This is a genomic window from Isosphaeraceae bacterium EP7 (assembly GCA_038400315.1).
Classification (GTDB): domain Bacteria; phylum Planctomycetota; class Planctomycetia; order Isosphaerales; family Isosphaeraceae; genus EP7.
The window spans coordinates 414,282-428,632 of record CP151667.1; the positions used below are offsets into that span (position 1 = coordinate 414,282).

A 14,351-nucleotide genomic window follows, 5' to 3' on the forward strand; every position below is an offset into this window, starting at 1 on the left:
GGGACCCGCCCGCTCAGGGGGACGCGATCGGGCGGCGGTCGACCTCGGCCCGGGCGCGGAGCCCCTGGCCCTCGAAGCTGACGCCCAGACGGGCCGACCGGAGCCTGGCCAGAAGGTCGACCTCGGCCGGCCCTTCCTTCGGGTTCGAGGGGCTGCCGAAGGTGGTCGACTCCATCGTGCCGAGCCCGTCATTCCAGGCATACCCGCCGGAGAGCCGGACCCCCCAGGCGGCCTCGTGCAGCTCCACGGGATCGGACCCGGGGGCCAGCCTGTGCCACTCGTTGAGGATCGGCAGGTTGGCCCAGGCCGCCACCCGCTGGGCCTCGCGATACTTGTCGCGGAAGCCGGTGTCCAGCAGCCTGAGCGACCCGTCGTTCGCCCGCAGCGCCAGGCCGGTGCCCAGCCATGGACCTTGTGCCTCGGCCAGCGCCTTCGCCTTGTCGGGGTCCGCGGCCCGCTCCAGCACACGCTTGATGACCGCCTCGCTGGTCGTGATGGTGAACGACTTTGGCGAGGCCGAGTAGTAGAGGGCCAGCTTGGCCGCGGGCCCGGCCATCTCGGCGGCCTCGGCCGCGGGGGCCACCTTCACGTAGGGTTTGCCGGCGTGCTCAAGGTTCGACCAGACCGTCATCTGGGGCGCCGTCTGCTCGATGAACCCGCGAAGGGCCGACAGGAACAGGGTCAGGCCCAGGGGGTTGGAGACCTCGGCGCGGATGGCCACCGGCAACCGATCGACATTCGCCAGGGTGAAGGCCTGGGCCTCGGGCGCCTTGGCGAGCTCGGCCCAGAACGGATCGGCGTCCAGGTAGAAGGAGACGCTCTTGCCCAGCCAGCCGAACGCCAGACCTCCGGGGCCTTGAAGCATGGTCCTGACCGAGGCCTCCTGCCGCTTGATGAACTCGGACTCGACGTCGAACGCCATCGCCAGATGCACCAGCGCCTCGGGGTGCAAATCAGCCCCCAGGGGCGGGATCTCCGCCTTGCCGATGACCTGGAGGAACGGCCGGTAGTCGCTCCCCACGATCAGGGGGATCACCGTCAGGTCGGCCGAGACCTTCCCTTCGGCCAGCCCGAACCGCACCGCGATCGGGTCGAACGACTGCCGCCAGTTCGCCTGATATCCGTCGCGCCAGCGGCCATAGGCCTCGGCCTCGCGGGCGTCGACCGTCTCCATCGGAAGCTCGACGATTGGGGTCAGGAACTGCACCGATCCATAAGTGGACGACACAACACCCCGGACGGTCCGGGCGATGGTCCCCAGGTCGAGGTCGGCCGCCGCGGGGGGGACGACGAACGGCCCTGCCGGCGCCTGGCCCCGGGCGATCTCGGCCATTCCGCCCGCCTGCATCTCGGCCAGCGCCGCCGCCGCCCGCACGCGCCGCTGCGCACCGATCCGCCAGCGCGGCCCGCACCAGCGGCGGATCGTCGCGTCGGTCAGCACCAGCAGGCCCGACTCGGCCGCCTCGCCCTTCGTGTAGCGATCGCGGAAATAGGTGTACTCGGGGGCATCGGCCAGCTTCGGCACCTTGCCGGTCGAGGCCTCGACGACCCCCTTCAGGCCCTGCACCGAGTTACCCAGGGCCACCGCGCCCCCCAGGTCGGCCACAAATCCGCTCAGGCTCCGATCGGGATTGACCGTACCCAAATAGCCCACGCCGCCGAGGTCGCCTTGCACGGCCGTCGCCGTCGGATCGGCCAGCCTCGCGGTCTCCAGGGCTTGCCTCAGCGATTCGGCCAGTGCCTTCGAGTCGGCCGATTCCAGCAGCAAGACGACGTCGGTTCCCGTCGGCAGGAAGGGGTCGGAACCGGTCATCGCCACGGCGCCGATCTTGCCACCGGCCGCCAGTTTCGCCAGCCCGTCGAGGCCGATGCCGAGCTGTCGCTCGTAGCGTTCGAGCAGCCGTTCATCCTCGGCCCGCTCCATCCCCATCCTGGCCAACCCGAACCCGCCGGAGAAGACCTCGCGGGCCACCGCCCCCAACGCACCCACCCCCGGGGAGAACAACGCATGCTGATCCGCCGGGATTCGCCCCGCCAGGGCATCGAGCTTCGGCGCCTTGCCCGCGATCAGGGGCTTCCAGTCGATCTCCGCGACCGTGATCCCCGGCAGGCCGGCAATGGCCACGCCGGGGACGGCCTGGTTGCCGGCCGGCCCGACGAGCAGCGGGCGGTCGAGCTGCAGGTTCTCGCTGACGGCCCGGCCGCCGCCGAACAGGTCGAACGTCCGCTCCAGGTCGTCACGCGGCGGCTCGCCCGCCCGATTCGGCCCCGCGACCGCCGGCATCGCCCCCGGCACCGCGGCGCGGGCGACGGCCGCCTGATGCCGGAACCAGGCCGAGCCCGGTAGGGCTCGCGCGGCCAGATGCTCGTAATATCGCCACTTCGCCTTGAGGAACGCGCCCTTCGCCGTCGGGTCGGCCGCCGCGGGCAGCTTGACCGTCCGGCGCCGGTGCTCGGCCCCGTCCGCGGCGACGAACCAGGCCTCCGCCTCCCTCGCCTCGGGGAGCCTCACCGCCACGCCGACGACTTTGGGGATGTTCCAGCTCGCGGCGGCCGGGATCAGGCCCGGCTCGACCTGCTCCCCTTCGAAGACAGGGTACGCCTCGCCCGGGCCGACCACGCCCGAAGTCGGGACGAGGTTCCTGTCGAAGGACGAGGGGTCCGCCGCCGGCACGCTCGCCTGAGCGAAGTGGTCCTCGGCGAACGTGGCGGACGGCGTTAGCAACAGGACGGCGGCCAGGGCGATGCCGACGCGCGGCCTCCCGCTGGGGCGTGGTCCGCGACGCTGGCTGGTCATCGATCAATCTCCGACGAGGGGGAGCCCGGCACAAGGCTGAATCCACGCACGCTACCCCCCAACGGCCCGGCCTGCAAGCCGGCCCGCCTCGATCCCGTCCAATCCGCATGCGTGATTTCGTCCGATTCATCGCCCAGATTTCCCGAACCTTCGCGACGGGCATGACGATTGCGGAGTCGGCATGCCGACCGCCCAGGCCGCCTCAACGAGGATTTTGACGATGGCAACCGAAGGCGAAGGCTCGGCCTCGAAGAAGCCCAAGGCCCGCCCCAAGAAGACCGCGAGCAAGGGGCCGACCAAGGACCCCAAGGGAGGCCTCACCGCCGCCGGCCGGGCGGCCTTCAAGAAGTCGGAAGGGGCCAACCTCAGGCCCGGCGTCACCAAGCCGCTGGCCGACATGACGCCCGAGGACATGAAGCGCAAGGGCTCTTTCCTGCGTCGCCACTTTGTCACATTGCGCGGCCCCTTGGTCGACGACAAGGGCGAGCCCACCCGTCTCGCCTTGCAGGCCCACGCCTGGGGCGAGGCCGTCCCCAAGACGCCCGCGGATGCGAAGAAGCTGGCCGAGAAGGGAGCGGATCTGCTCGATCGTTATCACAAGGCCCAGGACTCCGAGAAGTCCAAGGCAGGGACCAAAACGAACGCTCCGAAGGCCAAGGCTAAGAAGGCCGATCACAGCGATGCCAAGCCGAAGGCGAAACCGGCCGCTTCCAAGAAAGCTTCCTCTAAATCGACCGACAAGACCTACACCGACCCCGGCTTGCGCGAGCGCCTGAAGGCCCAAATTATGGCCGGCGACAAGGGGGGCAAGCCCGACCAGTGGAGCGCCCGCAAGTCGCAGCTTCTGGCCGCCGAGTATAAGAAGGCCGGCGGCGGCTATACCCGTGGAAAGGCAATGAAGACCGAGAGCCAGGAGCACCTGGATCACTGGACCGATCAGGACTGGACCACAGCCGACGGCAAGCCGGCGGAGCGCGACGGCGAGACTGCCCGCTACTTGCCCGAGGCCGCCTGGGACGAGCTGACCCCCGCCCAGAAACAGGCCACCGACTCCAAGAAGAATGCGGCATCGAAGGGGGGCAAGACGTCGGTCGCCAACACCAAGGCGGCGAAGAAGGCCGTCAGGAAGGCGACCTCCTGAAAATTCAAGACATCTAGAACCTAGAATGCGTAGCGGATGCGGCAATAGGGCATCCGCTCGCCCATCAATCGGGTGAGGTCGGCGACCAGGGCCCCCTTCAGCCCCCGGCGATAGCGGACGTTCCGGCCCCCCGTCTCGGAGACCTTCGCCTCCTGGATCTCGGGCACCCAAAGCAACTCCTCGGCCCTGGGGTGCCAGGCCATGTTCACTTCGTGCAGCTCACGATTATGGGTGAGGAAGATCACCTCCGCGGCGAGCTGCGCCTTGGCCCGGGGTGAGAGCGCCGCGTCGACCCGGCGGAAAAGCTCGTCATAGTCCTCTAGCCACCCCTCATAATAGATCACCGGGCTGATGTTGATGTGGACCTCATATCCGGCCTCGACAAACTCGTTCAGGGCCGCGATCCGCCCCGCCATCGGCGTGGTCCGCACATCGACCACCCGCGCGATCACCGGCGGCATCAGGCTGAAACGGATGCGTGTCTTGCCTCGCGGGTCGTACTCCAGCAGGCTCTTGTTGACGAACTTGGTGGCGAACGACCCCTTGGCCCCGGGCAGGTCGCGGAACAACGTCACCAGGTCCTTCAGATTGTCCGAGATCAAGGCATCCACCGACCCGTCGCCGTTCTCTCCCACGTCGTAGACCCAGTCTCGCTCGTCCACCTGGTTGGGCGTGGTTTTCGGCCCGAGCCCCTCGGCATGCCGGCGGATCGCGTCGCAGATGTCCTCGATATTCACGAAGGTGCTGATCGGATTCGAGTAGCCCTTACGCCTGGGCACATAGCAATACGAACATGCCATCGCGCAGCCGTTGGAGTACCCGGGCGCGATGAAGTCGGCCGAACGCCCGTTGGGGCGCACGTCCATCGACTTGCGGGTGCCCAGCACCAGCACTCCCTTCTTGATCGCCAGCCAGTCCTCCGCCGCCCGCTCGTCCTTGCGCAAGCCGGCGATGTTCCAGTGCGACCCCACCACAACCTGCCGCGCATCGGGGAACCGGGCCAGGATGTCTCGCCCACGCTCATAAAGCCGGACCGCGGGCTCGAGGTAGATCGTCTCCACGTCAAGCAGCCGAGAGGCCGCCAGCCCCGCCGGAACGCCCGAGACCAGCGTTGAACGATCCGCCTCGACCATCGTCAGGCCCCTCGCACTACGGACGGCACCAGAACCCGCTTCGGCCCCCATTGTAGACGCCCGTCCAGGCGCGAGGGATTCCTGTTATTTCTTTAACGAAACCGCTTGCGGCCATCGCCAAGCCGCGTTAACCTGCACTTCTGTTAAAGAATCAACAGGAGGGCGTGAGCGATGGCACGAGGACGGTCGGAGTCGCTGACCGGGCGCGAGTCGCAGATCATGGACGCGCTCTGGCGGCTGGGCGAGGCGACCGCCGATCATGTGCGCGAGGCCCTGCCCGATGATCCGCATGATTCGACGATCCGGACCATGCTGCGGGTGCTCGAAACCAAGGGGTATGTCACCCACGAGGTCCGGGGCAAGGCCTACCACTACCGCGCGGCGGTCGCCCGCCAGAAGGCGCAGCGCAACGCCCTGTCGGGGTTGCTGGCGCAGTTCTTCGGTGGCTCGGCCGAGGACCTGGTCCTTCGCCTGATCGAAGACGAGCAGATTACTCTCAAGCAACTCGACGAGCTGCGCCGCGCCAATCCCCCGGGGCGCGTCGAGGCGAACGACAAGCGAGGCACCAAGGGCCGCGGGACCGACCAGGGAGCCTGACCATGCTCGACATCCTGCCGATCGATTTTCCGCCTGCCCGGGCGGCCCTCGTCATCGCGGTCGACGTCGCCCTGAAGTCCGGCGCGTTCCTCGCCGCGGCCTACGCCGCGCACGCCCTGCTCGGCCCGCGCCGGGCCCTGGCCCGGTCGGCCCTCTGGAACGCCTGCCTCGTCGGGCTGGTGTTGCTGCCGGTCACGACGCTCCTCGTCCCCAGGCTGAACATCCCCCTGCCCTGGCCGGCCGTCGAGGTCGCTCGCCCGGCAACCATGCCGGCGACCGCCCCCCCGGCCCCTCGCCCCATCGCTGTCGCGACCCCGTTCATGAGGCCGGAGCCCCGCTTGCTCGTCAGCCCGATCGGGCCGAGAATCGCCTCGCGAACTCCCGATTTCGCCTCGGACGCTCCTGCCCGTAGAATTGGCATGTTCACCATCATTGGTGGCGTCTATTTCGTCGTCATCGCACTGCTCGCGGCAAGGTTGTTCGGCTCCCTGGCGGCGGTCGCCAGGCTCTGCCGCAGTTCCACGCCGGTCGCAAATTCGGCCTGGCTCGCGGTGCTGGAACGCTGGCGAGGCCGGCTCGGGGTCTCCCGTCGTGTGGCCTTGCGGGCCTCCGATCGAGTGACGGTCCCCCTCGTCGTGGGCTGGCTGCGGCCCGCGATCCTCCTTCCCCGGTCGCTTTCCGCGGACGAATCCCCCACCCTCATCGACGCGGTCCTGCTCCACGAACTGGCCCACATCCGCCGGGGCGACTTCGGCTGGAACCTGGTGCGCCGCCTGGTGCAGATCGTTTACTGGCCGAACCCGCTCACCTGGCCGCTCGGCCGGATCATCGGATCCGTGCGCGAGCAGTCCTGCGACGACCTCTGCGTCCACGCCCTGGGCGACGCCAACGCCTACCGCGCCACCCTCCTCGACGTCGCCGCCGCCCTCGTCCGCCGCCCCGACGCGGCGCTCGGCCTGGCCATGGCCCGCCCCACCAACCTGGCCCATCGCCTCGCCTGGATCGACCGCACCGCCGGCTCATCCCGCTGCCTGATGCCCACCCCCGCCCGCCTCACCTTCGCCGCCCTGATCCTGTCCCTCGCAGGCCTCCTCGGAACCCTCCAGTTCGCCCGAGCCTCACGAGCGGCCGACGACCCCGCGCCGGCCAGGCCAGTCGTCACCAGGCCGAGTGCTGAGACCAAGTCGGTCGATATTCGGGTGCTGGCAGATGACACCGGTAAGCCGCTTCCTGGCGCAATTGTGAAGGTCGAGATGGATTTCACCGAGGCCGACAAGTTGGCGGATGCCGACGGCAGGGTCCGCGTCGACCTCTCCAAGCGGAGGTATAAGGAGAGCCTCAGCCTTGAAATCTGGGCCGAAGGCTACGTCCAGAAGCAGCATTACTTCTCCCGCGATAACCCGAAATTCCCCGATGTCACCGCGACGCTTACCGTCAGGTTACACCCCGCCGACGAGACGCTCGGAGGCCTCGTCACGGACGAGGAAGGCAAGCCGATCGCCGGGGCCAAGGTCGAGATCAGTGGCCAGCTTGGGGGAGAGGCGATCGAAGGCGAGCGTGCATACAAAGTCCCCGCGATCACCGATGCCGTGGGCCGGTGGCGGAGTCGCTCCTTCCGGGCGATGAAATCGGCATCCCTTTACCTATCCCATCCCGATTTCGTCGGCAATGATCAACTCGATCCTCGATTCCACGCCGAGATGGATCCGTCTGGAAGGCCGAGGCCCGGCGTCAAATCGATTGCCTCCCTGCGTGACTTCTCCGACGTCGAAGTCATGACGCGTGGCGTCTCTCTCGACGGGATCGTCACCGACTCGAAAGGCCGTCCCGTCGCGGGCGCCCACGTCGGCAAGACCGATGCGCAGAACGCGAGAAGTACACTCGACATGTTCCTCGACAAGACGGTCACGGACGCAGCCGGACACTTCCGGTTTTCCCACACGCGGCCCGTCCCGACGACGCTCATCGTCAAGGCCCCTGGGCACGCCCCCGGCCTGAAGACCGTCGAGGTCGGCGAGAAATCCGGCCCGGTCTCGATCCAGCTTGACCCGCCCCGCCCCTTCTCCGGCCGCGTCGTCGACTCTCGTGGGACGCCGATGCCGAACGCCAACGTGTACATCGGATCCTGGCGCAATCTCAGGTTAATCGGCGAGGTTTTCGTGACTGATTCGGAGGGGAGGTTTCGCTGGGATTCAGCCCCCGCGGATACCTTCCAGATCTCCGCGAGCCTGGGGAGCGAACTCATCGTCACTCGCGACATCTTCCCGGGTGAAGAGAAAGTGACGCTGCCTCTCAATCGGAGGCTCTCCGTCACCGGCAAGATCCTGGACGACGAGACCGGCAAGCCCGTCGCGCAAGCCGATCTCGAAGTCGGCCTGCCGGATCCAGCGTCGGGCGAGATCTGGTGGAAACCAAGGCCGAATGCATTCGATCCGGATGCGGGGTACTCGGTCTGGCTCGACGCCGAGGACTATCCTGAGTATCGCCTTCGAATCAAGGCACCAGGATATCAAGACTTTGAGACACGCCCATTTCGCAGCGACGCAGGGAGCAAGGAGGAGGACATCCGCCTCGTGAAGAGTCGTGGGCCGACCGATCGAGGCAAGATCGCCGGATTTGTCAACCGGCCCGACGGTTCCCCGCTGGAGGGTGCGGACGTCGTCCTGGCACTTCCCAGCGAAACGGCCGGGTCTCATCCCGTCTCGATCGTGAACGGGACGATCAAGCCGGGGCGGGGTCAGGAGGTCGTCAAGACCGATCAACGAGGGCGATTCGCCCTGAACCGGCCTGGGCCGGACGAAGGGTCGTTCTCCGTGGTCATCGTCCACTCCGACGGTTATGCCGAGCCCAGCCGGTCCGAGCTCGAGGCCGATCCGAGAATCAGATTAAAGCCCTGGGGGCGAATCGAAGGTTCGACCTTGCCCGGCATCAAAACCGGCCCCGGCTCCGAGATCAGCTACCAATCCGATCGGCTCGGCAATCCCGACGTCCCCGCGATCTATGCCAGCGGCAAGGCAGTGATCGACAAGCAAGGTCGTTTCCTCATCGAGCGAATCGTCCCCGGCGACGTCAGGGTCGGAATTGGGCCCGATCGCAAGTCCGTCCCGCGCGGATCGCGAGATAATGGGACGCTCGTGGATGTGCACGCGGGCGAGACCAGCCGGGTCGAGGTCGGCCGACGCGGGCGACCGGTCATCGCGAAGGTTCAGTTCCCTGTTGGGAACAACCCGACCGACGACTACTCGAGTCGCACGATCGTCGAGATCCAGAGCGGTCGCCCGCACATCCCCGCACCACCGGCCGGCGCCATCGAGCCGTCGACGACCTGGACCAAACAGTGGTGGGCGTCGGCCGAGGGGCGCGAGTACCGACGCAATTGGATCGAGATTGAGCCGACGACCGTGCAACCCGACGGGTCCATTCGCATCGACGACGTGCCCGCCGGCACCTATTTCCTGAAGGTGAAGTGCAGCCCTGATGAGATCTGGAATGCCTATCCCGAGCGTATTGCGACCGCGACGAGGCAGTTCCTCGTCCCGCCAATCCAGGGCGGCCAGTCCGATGTCCCGCTGGACCTGGGCGTGCTGCGGCCGGCGATCAAAGCGACCCTGAACATCGGCGAGCCGGCGCCCGACTTCCGGGTCGAGACCCTGGATGGCAAGGTCCTGACGCTGGCCGACTTTCGCGGCAGGTTCTTGCTGCTCGATTTCTGGGCGACCTGGTGTGGCCCTTGCATTGGCGAGTTGCCCTCGTTCAAGGAAGTCTACGCGAATTATGGGAAGGATCAGCGTTTCGCAATGCTCAGCCTGAGCCTCGATGCCGACAAGGATGCCCCGCGCAAGTTCGCGGCCGAGAACGGCATGGCCTGGGATCAGGGATACCTGGGCCAGGGTGAGGGCGGAATGCAGGAGGCTTATCACGTGCAGCAAATCCCTTCCACGTTCCTGATCGGGCCCGACGGCATGATCCGGGCGAACGGGCTGCGGGGCGACACGATTGGCCGGGCCGTGGAGGAGGCTCTAAAGGTCGATTGACCGGGCCTTGCAATCACGCCTGAGGGCGGCGATCCTAAGGGGCCGGCCGGGTCCGGGGTTTTTCCCGGTCCTGACTCGGGTTGATCGGCGGGGCCTCGACGACGAGAGGCCGTCTCGCCGGATCAAAGGCGGCGGGGCCCGGCCGATCCGTCTCGTCCGGCGTCCCTCTCGCCACCGGGGCTCGCCCCTCCATCGGAGAATCGTCTCATGTCGGTCGCCACGCCCGTCGTCAACGAGGAATTGCCGCGTGAAGTGGTCCTCATCAGCCACTCGCCCATCTTCTACTGGTGGCCGGTCTGGCTCGTCGGCTTCCTGATGGCGGGCCTGACCTACCTGAGCGGGCAGCAGATGGCCATCGTCCCGCTGGGAACCGTGGCCGAGCAGGCTCGCACCGTCGCCGGTCATGAGGGGGCACGCGACATCCTGATCGCCCCGCTGGGCTTGCCGCTTCCCCTCGACCGGAAGACGGAGATGCTCATGCAGCCCACCAACCGGATGACCGCCAGCAACAACCCGGGCGTGATCTTCGCGATCACGCTGGGCCTGGTCATCGTCATCACCAACATCCACCTGCGCGGGCTCTGGTCGGTGATCGTGGTGCTGGGCATCGCCCTGGCCTCCGTCCTGCTGGCGACCCTGGGGTGGTGGGACGCGATCTTGAAGGCGCTGGGGTGGATCGACATCCACATCAACGCGTCGGGCTACTTCTCGCTGGCCCTGTTCCTGTTCGTCATCTGGGCGGGCACGTACCTGATCTACGACCGCAGGAGCCGGATCATCTTCAGCCGGGGTCAGTTGCGTATCCGCGAGGCGGTCGGCTCGGGCGAGGCGACCTTCGACACGCTTGGCATGGTCGTCGAGAAGCACCGCGACGACGTCTTCCGCCACTGGCTGCTGGGTTTCGGCTCGGGCGACCTGACCGTCCGGACCTCGGGGGCCAACACGCGCCAGATCGAGGTCCATAACGTCATGAGGGCCGACCGCAAGCTCGCCCTGATCCGCCGGATGCTCCAGGAACGAGAGGTCGTCGGCGGCCGGTCCTGATCCCGGATTTCGCATGGGACTTGCGATCCTCGGCTGGAATCGACCGCGATCCTCCTGAGATTGCCAAGGGGAGCGGGCCATGAACAGCGTCAGGCTCTACAGCAACGGCACCGCGGTCATTCGCCGGGAGTATGCGCTCGGGGATCGTGAGCCGCTGCGGATCACGATCCCCGTCCGCAAGACCGACCTCGACGACGTGATCTCATCCCTCTGCGTCTTCGGCGACGTGACGATCACCGAGCCGCCGACCTACACGCCGACGAACGCCGATGCCCCGGCGCTGTTCCTCAACCCCGCCAACCCCTTCTCGGACCTGGCGACAAAGCTGGCGGGGGCCTCGGTGGAAGTCGACGCGGGGCCCACCTACGCGGGCACGCTCATCGGCCGCCATTCCTATCGCAGGGAAGCCAACGGTGTCTTCCACGAGCAGAGCCGCATCCTCGTCCTGACCGCGAAGGGAGTGCAGCAGATCGAGGAGAGCTCGGTGACGGCCATCAGGTTCACCGATCCGGCGGTCCGCTCCGAGATCGACAAGTCGCTCCGCGCAAGCCTCGGTCGGATCAGGCCGGACAGCAGCGAGGTGACGTTGACTCTGCGGGGGAACCCCGGCGCGACGACCGCCGCGGTGACGTACGCCACTCCCGTCGCCGCCTGGAAGATCCGCTACCAGCTGAGACTCTCTCCGGACGGTGCGGAGCTGGAAGGCCAGGCCGTCGTGGACAACGACACCGACGACGACTGGTCCGAGACGCTGATCACGGTCATCGCCGGCGAGCCGATTAGCTTCTCGACCGACCTCGCCGAGATTCGCCGCCCCGAACGGGACCGGGTGAATCTCGTGGCGGATCGCACGGTCGGGGCGGTCGCCGCCGCGCCAGAAATGCCGGAGAGATATTTTGACAGCCAGATGCCCAACATTGTTGGAGCTAGCCGGGGTCTCGGTCGCGAAATGGCTATGAGGTCAGTGGCGCTGGAAAGCGATTTCTCGGACGCTATGGTGATGCAGAAGGCCTATCAGCCTCAGGCCGAGGTTCGCGAGAGCGGAGATTTCAGCGTCTTCACGTCGCCCGACCCCGTGAATCTCGGCGCCAAGCGGTCGGCGATAATCCCACTGTTCAAGGCTCCAGTCGGCGATCCTCAGGTCATCCTGTTCTACAAGGAGAGAGATGACCCGCAGCGTCCCTTCCGGGCCGTCCGTTTCAAGAACCAGGCCACCCACTCGCTGGGGCGGGGCCTCTGCGAGGTCTTCCTCGACGGCGACTTCCAGGGGAAGTGCGTTCTGGAGCCGACCAAGCCGGGCGGCGAACTCCTGCTCGTCCACGCCAAGGAGACCGGCGTCCGAGTCTTCAAGGAATGCAGCCGACCCGAGACGCGACGCCTGGGGGTCAGGATCTCCGAGGGGATCGGCTATTGCGAGGAGTTGAGCCGCCGGGAGACGGTCTACCGCGTCCAGAACAGCCACCAGGAGGCATTCGCCCTGGAGATCGAACATCCACGCGACCTGCCCAATTCCAGGCTGGAAGTGACCGTGTCCTCGGGTAACCACGAGGAGTCGGACATCCCCGATGGGCAGCGCATTCGTACGATCCTCCAGGCCGGCGGGAACCTTCAGGTCAATGTGAAGGAGGAGCGGGTTGAGGAGGTACACGTCGGCCTGAGTGCCTCGTGGCTCCAAACGGACGTGATTGGGTTGAAGGCCCCATCATCGGGGGACGAGGCCGTCGAGGGTTGCATTCGCCTCCAGAAGGAGGTCGATCGGCTCCAGGCCGAGATCAAGGAGAGGCAGGCAGACGCGGCGACGATCACCCAGGAGCAGGTTCGGCTGATCGAGCTGATCCCTCACGGCCACGGCGAGCAGGCGAATGCGTGGCGCAACGACCTGGCGGACGCGGAGAAGCAGCTCCGCGAGATCAAGCGGTCGACGATCCCGACCTTGAAGAGCCAATTGCGGAAATCCATGGAAGCCCGGAACGAAGCCTTCGCCGGCCTGCGTTATCATTGGTCGGAAGCACCGCGAGCCGGGAGCTGATGGGGGCGTTCCTCGAAGCGAGTCCGGGTCGTGGCCGTGTCGACTCACGGTCGCGTAAGGCCCGGCCCTGTCGGTTGACGAGGAGGAGGGGAGATCCCGCCCCGGCCAGATGATCGCGGGCTGGGATCGGATCCTGGAGAGTCGGGCATGGACCTGAAGGAACTGGAGGCGATCGCTGGTCAGGAGTTGGCGAAGCACGGCCTGCGCGGCTGGACCTTCGGCCTGGCGAAGACGAAGCGTCGGATGGGCGTCTGCAAGTATCGGACGAAACGCATCGAGATCGCCGAATTTCACGCCTTGAATAACACGCCTGCGACGGTCCTCGACACGCTCCTGCACGAGATTGCCCACGCGATTGCCGGCCCCGCCGCCAAGCATGGCCTGGCCTGGAAAGCGGTCGCCATCCGGTTGGGTGCGACGCCCCGAGCTTGCGACACCTCGCACGAGACGGTCGTCACGCCGGGTGATTGGCAGGCGAAGTGCCTGGCCTGCCGGAAGACGTTTCACCGCTACAAGCGACCGATGAGCGTGGGCGGCTACCGATGCCGGTGCGAGGCACGGACACCCCTCGTTTTCGAGTTCATGGGTGATCCGGCGCTCAAGCCTATCATGCCGAAAACCGTCGAGGAGTCGGCACGATGGGAGGCCCGGTGCGCGGGCTGCGAGGCCGTGCACCTCCGGTTACGCAGGCCAAAGGCGGGCGTCTGGCGCTGCAAATGCCCGCATCGGAGCGAACTCGCATGGCGATTCCGGCCCCGTTGATGCCGGAATCGCTCATCGCGTCGATTCGAGATTCTGGCTGTGGAACTTCCGAGCTCCCCATTGGATGACACCGCCCGGCCTCACTCCGTTCCCGATCCCAACATCGGTTCTCGTCCGGTCAGGAGCCATGTTGGACTGACATCCGTTCGCTCGACGAGGAGGACCAGGACCTCGCCGGGGATCACGACTCCGGACTCGTAGTTGTACATGGTCCGGACTGGCAAGCCCAAGATCCTCGCCAGTTCCGGCCCTCCACGTTCGCCGAAAAGTTCGTGTCGGAGAGCCTTGAGCCGCGAGGTCAGGGCGATCCTCCCGGCATCGAGCCCTGCATCAAGCGAGTCGTCGGTCGTCTTATCGGTCATCGAATGCTCCTGAACCTGGCAGGGGACCTCTGACCAAAGGTCATGGTATCTCCGAAGAATTGCTTACGCCAGACATCGATGCGAACGATGAGATCTTTCCGAGTCTAAACAACGACCTGGCCTGCCGAGATTCGGAGGAGCCTGCCGAGCCGCTCGGTGCTCCGTCGCCGAGCGATCGATCACGATGAGGATGTTCGAGCCAGTCAATCCGGCACGTCCGGTCTCGTCCACGAATTTCGGTTGGTTCACTCCCTCCCCCGGACAGTCGCGATTCAGGAGGCCGATCACGGGCGATCGAGCGACCACTGCAATTTGCCTGCTGGGCTTCGAGGGAGACTTTCCGGACTGGGAGCCGCCACAGACTGTTGAATCCCCGGAGTTGCTGCGTGAATTGTCGCACTCCTCGCTCGCCCTGGCCGAAAAGTGATTTCAATTGGCATCAGTCAGATTAA

9 protein-coding genes are annotated in these 14,351 nt (G+C 66.6%); 6 read left to right on the forward strand and 3 right to left on the reverse strand.

The window, feature by feature from the left end:
- Positions 1 to 13: 13 nt before the first annotated feature.
- On the reverse strand, positions 14 to 2,797 hold the full coding sequence (locus EP7_RS01745; RefSeq protein ID WP_463525848.1) for a hypothetical protein: 2,784 nt from the start codon (positions 2,795 to 2,797) through the stop codon (positions 14 to 16).
- A gap of 220 nt (positions 2,798 to 3,017) precedes the next feature.
- On the opposite strand from EP7_RS01745, the gene EP7_RS01750 reads away from it, so the two are divergent.
- Entirely contained in the window at positions 3,018 to 3,938 is a 921-nt protein-coding gene (locus tag EP7_RS01750) for a DUF6321 domain-containing protein (RefSeq protein ID WP_463525849.1), read from the forward strand.
- A 20-nt stretch (positions 3,939 to 3,958) separates the two neighbouring features.
- On the opposite strand, the gene EP7_RS01755 is transcribed toward EP7_RS01750, so the two are convergent.
- Entirely contained in the window at positions 3,959 to 5,023 is a 1,065-nt protein-coding gene (locus EP7_RS01755; protein ID WP_463528474.1) for a spore photoproduct lyase family protein, read from the reverse strand.
- Between the two features lie 219 nt (positions 5,024 to 5,242).
- Here EP7_RS01755 and EP7_RS01760 point away from each other — a divergent pair, with 219 nt between their 5' ends.
- The 5 genes from EP7_RS01760 (at position 5,243) to EP7_RS01780 (ending at position 13,537) form a co-directional block, all read left to right on the forward strand.
- On the forward strand, positions 5,243 to 5,668 hold the full coding sequence (locus tag EP7_RS01760) for a BlaI/MecI/CopY family transcriptional regulator (RefSeq protein WP_463525850.1): 426 nt from the start codon (positions 5,243 to 5,245) through the stop codon (positions 5,666 to 5,668).
- Between the two features lie 2 nt (positions 5,669 to 5,670).
- Positions 5,671 to 9,702, forward strand: a complete 4,032-nt coding sequence (locus tag EP7_RS01765) for a carboxypeptidase regulatory-like domain-containing protein (RefSeq protein WP_463525851.1) — start codon at positions 5,671 to 5,673, stop codon at positions 9,700 to 9,702.
- Positions 9,703 to 9,909: 207 nt separating this feature from the next.
- Positions 9,910 to 10,746 carry a hypothetical protein gene (locus EP7_RS01770; protein WP_463525852.1) on the forward strand — a complete coding sequence of 279 codons (837 nt, stop codon included), beginning with the start codon at positions 9,910 to 9,912 and terminating at the stop codon, positions 10,744 to 10,746.
- A 79-nt stretch (positions 10,747 to 10,825) separates the two neighbouring features.
- The gene (locus EP7_RS01775; RefSeq protein ID WP_463525853.1) at positions 10,826 to 12,775 is read left to right on the forward strand and encodes a hypothetical protein; all 1,950 of its coding nucleotides are present in this window, start codon (positions 10,826 to 10,828) and stop codon (positions 12,773 to 12,775) included.
- A 147-nt stretch (positions 12,776 to 12,922) separates the two neighbouring features.
- Positions 12,923 to 13,537 carry a SprT-like domain-containing protein gene (locus tag EP7_RS01780; RefSeq protein WP_463525854.1) on the forward strand — a complete coding sequence of 205 codons (615 nt, stop codon included), beginning with the start codon at positions 12,923 to 12,925 and terminating at the stop codon, positions 13,535 to 13,537.
- Between the two features lie 80 nt (positions 13,538 to 13,617).
- On the opposite strand, the gene EP7_RS01785 is transcribed toward EP7_RS01780, so the two are convergent.
- Entirely contained in the window at positions 13,618 to 13,899 is a 282-nt protein-coding gene (locus EP7_RS01785) for a helix-turn-helix domain-containing protein (RefSeq protein ID WP_463525855.1), read from the reverse strand.
- Positions 13,900 to 14,351: the final 452 nt, after the last annotated feature.

Coding starts and splice junctions, on each gene's coding strand:
- EP7_RS01745 (WP_463525848.1), bottom strand. CDS start 2,797: ATGACCAGCCAGCGTCGCGGACCACGCCCCAGCGGGAGGCCGCGCGTC.
- EP7_RS01750 (WP_463525849.1), top strand. CDS start 3,018: ATGGCAACCGAAGGCGAAGGCTCGGCCTCGAAGAAGCCCAAGGCCCGC.
- EP7_RS01760 (WP_463525850.1), top strand. CDS start 5,243: ATGGCACGAGGACGGTCGGAGTCGCTGACCGGGCGCGAGTCGCAGATC.
- EP7_RS01765 (WP_463525851.1), top strand. CDS start 5,671: ATGCTCGACATCCTGCCGATCGATTTTCCGCCTGCCCGGGCGGCCCTC.
- EP7_RS01770 (WP_463525852.1), top strand. CDS start 9,910: ATGTCGGTCGCCACGCCCGTCGTCAACGAGGAATTGCCGCGTGAAGTG.
- EP7_RS01775 (WP_463525853.1), top strand. CDS start 10,826: ATGAACAGCGTCAGGCTCTACAGCAACGGCACCGCGGTCATTCGCCGG.
- EP7_RS01780 (WP_463525854.1), top strand. CDS start 12,923: ATGGACCTGAAGGAACTGGAGGCGATCGCTGGTCAGGAGTTGGCGAAG.
- EP7_RS01785 (WP_463525855.1), bottom strand. CDS start 13,899: ATGACCGATAAGACGACCGACGACTCGCTTGATGCAGGGCTCGATGCC.